The organism is Geodermatophilus maliterrae, from assembly GCF_041018925.1.
Classification (GTDB): Bacteria; Actinomycetota; Actinomycetes; order Mycobacteriales; family Geodermatophilaceae; genus Geodermatophilus; species Geodermatophilus maliterrae.
Window position 1 is genome coordinate 1 of the sequence record NZ_JBFNXQ010000168.1, and the last position, 5,578, is coordinate 5,578.

Consider the following 5,578-nt stretch of genomic DNA (forward strand, 5'->3'; position numbering starts at 1 on the left):
CAGAGCCGCAAGAGAACTCCTGCTCTGTCCGATGGTCCGTAGGCGCAGCAGCAGTTGCCTGCGCGGTGCGGGGCGCTCGCTTCAACCGGTCCGCGCGTCGCGCAAGACCGTGTCGGGGACCCGTAGTTCGTGACAGAGCGGTGACGCCCGGGTGACGGCAAGCGAGGAGACTGATCAGCACGCGGACTACCTCAATCTCACCGCTGGACTGCTGGAGGTGATGACCGGAAAGCTGGCTGTCCTTGACATTTTCACCTGAGCTACGGCTTTTGCCATTCGGAGTCCGACAGTGCTCGGCATAAAGGCGTTGACTCTACTTTTTGGTGATCGACTCAAAGCACTATTGGAGGTCCTGTCATGGAGCCACAGATCGAGCAACTGAGCGAGAGTCAATTCGGAAGGCGGGTTCTATCTGATCTCGACGCGGCGTTGAAAGAAGGTCTCGAACGTCAATCCGCAGATAGAACCGCGGATGGATTATTGAAGACGACCGTATCTCTCGAGTTTACAGTATACGCACACGAGGAGCTAGATCAGGACCAACCCCCTGCAGCATGCTGTAGATGTCGCCCAATTGCGGGTGGGCAATATTGTAGCGGTACATGTTGTCCCCGGCCGGGGGTTATCTCTTAGTACTGCAACGGCAGTTATGGCGGGGCCTGTCCGCGGGCCCGGTAATGGGCGGCGCGGGCCTGAGCCTGGCGTCGTCGGCGCCACCACGACCAGTCCGCGGCGTGGTCCAGGTTGGGCCGCGGCGTACGGATGAGGTGTTGAGCAGGCGCCGCAGTTCGGGCACGGTCAGCGCGATGAGCTGCTCGGTTCCGGCCGCAGACCCCCTTTTTCCGCGCTGGCGCGAGTGGCACTCAGATAGGCGTGGGCGAGCATCGCCAGGGTGATGTGCCGATACCAGGCGGTGTAGTCCCGCACCTGGTATGAGGCCAGCCCAGCCTCGTTCTTGGCCGCCTGGAAGCACTCCTCGATGCGCCACCGGCCGCCGGCCACGGCGACGAGCTGCTCGAGGCTGGTGTCGGTGGGGCCGGCGCAGACGTAGTAGGCCAGCTGCGGCTCCTCGCCCGGGTCGGCGGGGATGGTGCGGCGGGCCAGCACCCACCGAGACCAGCTCGGGTCGAACCCGGCCAGCAACTCGATCCGGGCGCAGTCAGAGAGCCGCTGGCCGTGCGCGCCGGCGCCGGCCGAGCACCGGGCCCAGGCCGACTCGGGGAGCTCGGCGATCAGCGCGCGGACCCGCCGCTGCCGCCAATCGATCGTCGCGACGGTGTCATTCGAGCGAGTGGCCAGCACGTAGGGCAGTCCGCGCTGCTCACACCACACCCGCAGCCGCTTGTCCTGCCCGTAGATCTCATCGGCGGTCAGCCAGCCGGCCGGCACCCCGGCATCCAGGGCGCGGGTGAGCATCCGGCGGGCCAGGTCGGGCTTGGTGGCGAACGGCACGGCATCGTCGATGCCGGCGGCGCGGGCGCGCTCGCGGTCATCGGTCCAGGCCCGCGGCAGATAGAGCTCCCGGTCAATCAGCGCCCGCCCGGCGGGAGTGGCGTAGGCGCAGAAGACCCCGATCTGGCAATTATCGATCTTGCCGGTGGTGCCGGTGTACTGCCGGCCCACCCCGGCCGAGCAGGTGCCCTTCTTGATGAACCCGGTCTCATCGACAATGAGCACCCCGCCGGGGCCGAGCCGCTCGACCACATAGGCGCGCAACTCGTCGCGGACCGTGTCGGCGTTCCAGTCCGCGGTGCGCAGCAACCGCTGCATCCCGTCCGGGGACACCTCCCCGGCGGCCTCGGCCAGCGTCCAGCCGTTCTTGCGCTCCAGCTGCTCCAGCAGCCCGCGCAGATAGGCCAGCACCCGGACCCGCGGCTCCGCCCGAGCGAACGCACCCGCGATTCGCAGGTGGACCTCCTCCAGGCCCGCCGCCCAGTCCTGCACCTCGGCCACCAGGCCATCACAGCGCATTCAGAAACGCTGCTACCAGCCCTCCGCCGATCCCGACAGCGACACGCACAACTGCCGTTGCAGTACTAGCGCTGCGTTCCTCAAAGAAGGTAGGTAAAGCGGCGCCGACGGACTCGTGGAGGTGGCGGTGACCGTCCCCAGACCCAGGGGTTGGCGTGGCTGTTGAGCTGCGCGGTGGCCACCTCGGTGGCCTGCGCGATCTCACCTGGGTCGGCGAAGGTCTGCCCGGCGAGGGTGTGCTGGCGGAAGATGCGCCACCAGGCCTCCTGCAGGTTGAGCCAGCAGGCGCCCTTGGGGATGAACACCTGCTCGATGCGTGGATGGGCGGCCAGCCAGGCCCGCGTGGTGAGGCTGTGATGACTGGAGAGGTTGTCGGTGATCACCGCGATCGTCCCGGTCGGATTGGCCTGCTCCAGCCGGGCGAGAAACGCCTGCCAGTGCGCGCTGTTGCGCGAGGGCGCGCAGCAGGTCACGGCCTGTCCATCGGCGATCCGCAGGCCGCCATAGATCCAGGTCTTGTCCGGTCCGCGGCTGTAGGTCAACGGCGCTTTCACGCGGTGGCCATCCGGGCTCCAGCCCGCCGGCGGATCGAAGGTGCGCGGCATCACCGGGCCGAGCTCGTCGGCGGCGATGACCGTCGTCTTCGGCGGCGGGTGCGTGTAGTAGTCCACGACCCGGGTTCTTTTGGGATGAACTCCGGATCGGGACTGGTGGCCCACGAGCGGGGGCGGCGCCAGCGCACGCCTTCGGCCAGCAGGATCCGGCGCACCTGGGAGCGGGCGATGTTGATGCCGGCCGCCCGCGCCGCGGCGGTCAGCGCATCCAGCGTCCACACCGCCGGACCTGTCGCGTCGGTGGCGCCCAGCTCGCCGGTCTCGTCGCGGACCAGCCGCCCCGGCGGCGGGTTGGCCACCAGGGCGATCAGCTGCGAGCGCTGCGCCTGGCCGATCCGCGGCTTGCGGCCGACGCCGGGCCGGTCCCCGAGCCCCTCGAGTCCCTCGGCGGCGAAGCGGGCCAGCCGGTAGCGCACCGCCTTCTGACTGCACCCCAGCGCGTCGGCGATGGCCGGTACCCGCAGCCCGTCCCAGGACAACGCGATCAGCTGCGCCCGTCGGATCCAATCCGCCGGAGCATGCCGGGCTCCGGCCAGCTTGCGGATCCTGCGCTCCTCGACCACATCCACTGGCGGGCGGGCGAACAACAGCTTCGGCATGGTCGATCACCACCACGGCGCCAACCTCGGGGTCTCTATTCAACCCCACATTGAGGAACGCAGCACTAGACGTCGACCAGCCGACCCGGTCACCTGCGGAACGCCGGGTTGACGGTCCGTGATTGATTCGCGACGCTGGACCGGCACGGCGTACTCCGAGTGGAGGGGCCATGGCCAGGGTCTTCGTCAGCCATTCGGGCACGGACGCTTTGCTGGCCGATGAGGTGCATCGGTGGCTAGTCGACGACGGCCACGAGTCATTCCTAGATCAAGACCTCTACGACGGCATCCGCGTCGGGGATCAGTGGGAGCAGAGGCTGCACGAGCGGCTGCGCTGGGCCGATGCCATGGTCTGCCTCATCACCTCGGCCTACATCGCATCACCGTGGTGTACCGCTGAACTAGCCATCGCCCAATCATGCGGCAGCCGGGTCCTTCCCGTTCGCGGCGAAGCCAAGGCGGACCACCCGTTGGTGAAGTCTCTACAGCACCTGGACATAACCCGCGACGCGGCCGCGGCTCGGGCGAAGCTGGCTGCGGAGTTGCTGCGGGTAGACGCTGCCGGCGGGTCCGGCTGGCCGGATGACCGCTCGCCGTTCCCAGGCCTGCGCGCGCTGGACACCGACGAGCACCTGGTGTTCTTCGGCCGTAGCCACGAGGTCCACCAGCTGATCACGCGACTGCGCTCCCCCGCCGAGCAGGCCGAACGCGCGGTTTTGGTGATTGTGGGACCGTCAGGCTGCGGCAAGTCGTCGCTGGTGCGAGCCGGTCTGCTGCCGGTGATGGCGGCCGACGCAGACTGGTGGACGCTGCCGGCGATCCTGCCGGGCACACAGCCCGTGGCGGCACTCGCCCGCGAGCTGGCCGCAACCGCCCGACAGCTCGACCTGTCCTGGACAGTGACCGACGTGGGCCACCGCCTCGACGAAGGCCACCTCACCCAGTTGGTCGATGACCTGCTCCTCGCGGTGACCGGAAAGCGCCGGCGGCAGCTGCTGATTGTCGTGGACCAGTTCGAGGAGCTGCTGACCCAGACCGGGCGCGAGGAGCGCGCCCGGTTTGCTGAGCTGCTGCATGGTGCGCTCGAAGGCCCGGTACAGGTCGTGGCCACGCTTCGGCCGGAGTTCTTGGACCAGGTATTGGCCAGTCCGGATTTCGCCGTCCTGCCGATACGAACCCAGACAGTACGACCGCTGCTGCCCGAAGCACTGCGTGCGGTGATCGAGGGCCCGGCCGACCGGGCCGGCATGGTCCTCGATGAGGACCTGGTAGCGAGGCTGGTCGCCGACACCGGCGGCGGCGAGGCACTCCCCCTGCTCGCCTACACCCTGGCTCAGCTCAGCAGCGGCGTCCAGCGAGGAGGTCGGCTCCACGCCTCGCGATACGAACAGCTCGGGGGGGTGCAAGGCGCATTGGCCCGGCAGGCCGACATGGCACTGGCGGATGCTACTGCCGCGGGCGGCCGCGAGCGGGACCAAGTAATCAGGGAGTTGCTGCGACTCGTCACCGTTGACGAGCAGGGCCGCCCAACCCGGTGGCGCATCCGCCGAGAGGAGTTGCCGGGATCTGTAATCAAAGAGTTGCAACCCTTCGTCGACCGCCGCCTGCTCACCACTGACAGCGAGAATGGCCACGTCGTTCTCGGCGTGGCCCACGAAGCCTTCCTGTCCGAGTGGCCACCCCTGAGTGAGGCGATCACTGCCACGGCCTCTGCGCTGCGAGCCCGCCGCCAGGTGGAACAGGCCGCGGACGCCTGGGCGGAGGACGGGCTCGCGCCGGCACGGTTGTGGGAGCGAGGGCAGCTGGCCGCCGCGCTCTCCGACATCGGTGCGCGTCTTCGAAGAGGCCGCGAGGATCGGAGAACAGCGCCCGCTGAGGCTGTACCTGCAGGGAAGCGGCGAGTGCCGAGCCGGTGGCCACGCTGGCATGGATCCCTGGTCGCCGATCATGTCGAGCTGAACGCCCGAGCCCGGGACTTCCTTGAGGCCAGCATTCACCATGACCGCCGCCGACGTGGCCGGGCTGTCACCGTCCTATCGGTGCTCCTCGCCCTGGCTGTTGGTGCGACCGCGGTTGCAGCCGCCCAGCAACGTGAGGCGGAGAAAGGGCAGCGGCTCGCGACCGCCCGCGCGCTCGTCGCTCAGGCGGAGGCGATGCTCGACGATGACCCCCAGACGGCGCTGCGACTCAATCAGGCTGCTGAGTACCTCCACCCAAGTCCAGAGACTCGAGCGGCGCTGGTGAACAACGTGCTCATAACGCCGTATGCCGGAACATTGGCTGGCCACGACGGCGGGGCCACCGGGGTGGCCTTCGACGCTGGCGGTCAGGTGCTGGCCACCGCCGACGAGGAGGGGACGGTATTGCTGTGGAACATGGCCGATCCGGCCCGGC

General features: G+C 68.6%; 4 protein-coding genes. 1 reads left to right on the plus strand and 3 read right to left on the minus strand.

Translation table 11 applies throughout. The annotated features are described in order from the left end of the window. Positions 1-798 precede the first annotated feature (798 nt). From ABQ292_RS25875 to ABQ292_RS25885, 3 genes are all read right to left on the minus strand, one after another. The gene (locus tag ABQ292_RS25875; protein ID WP_369210571.1) at positions 799-1,971 is read right to left on the minus strand and encodes an IS701 family transposase; all 1,173 of its coding nucleotides are present in this window, start codon (positions 1,969-1,971) and stop codon (positions 799-801) included. 80 nt (positions 1,972-2,051) lie between these two features. Beyond that, positions 2,052-2,642: an IS630 family transposase gene (locus ABQ292_RS25880; protein ID WP_369210572.1), complete on the minus strand. Its 591-nt coding sequence runs from the start codon at positions 2,640-2,642 to the stop codon at positions 2,052-2,054. Continuing rightward, positions 2,576-3,184, minus strand: coding sequence for a helix-turn-helix domain-containing protein (locus ABQ292_RS25885; RefSeq protein ID WP_369210573.1), 609 nt, complete (start codon positions 3,182-3,184; stop codon positions 2,576-2,578). Before ABQ292_RS25885 ends, ABQ292_RS25880 begins: the two co-directional genes overlap by 67 nt. A gap of 170 nt (positions 3,185-3,354) precedes the next feature. Between ABQ292_RS25885 and ABQ292_RS25890 the strand changes: the two genes are divergently transcribed. Next, on the plus strand, positions 3,355-5,578 hold a 2,224-nt coding region (locus ABQ292_RS25890; RefSeq protein WP_369210574.1), incomplete at its 3' end, for an nSTAND1 domain-containing NTPase.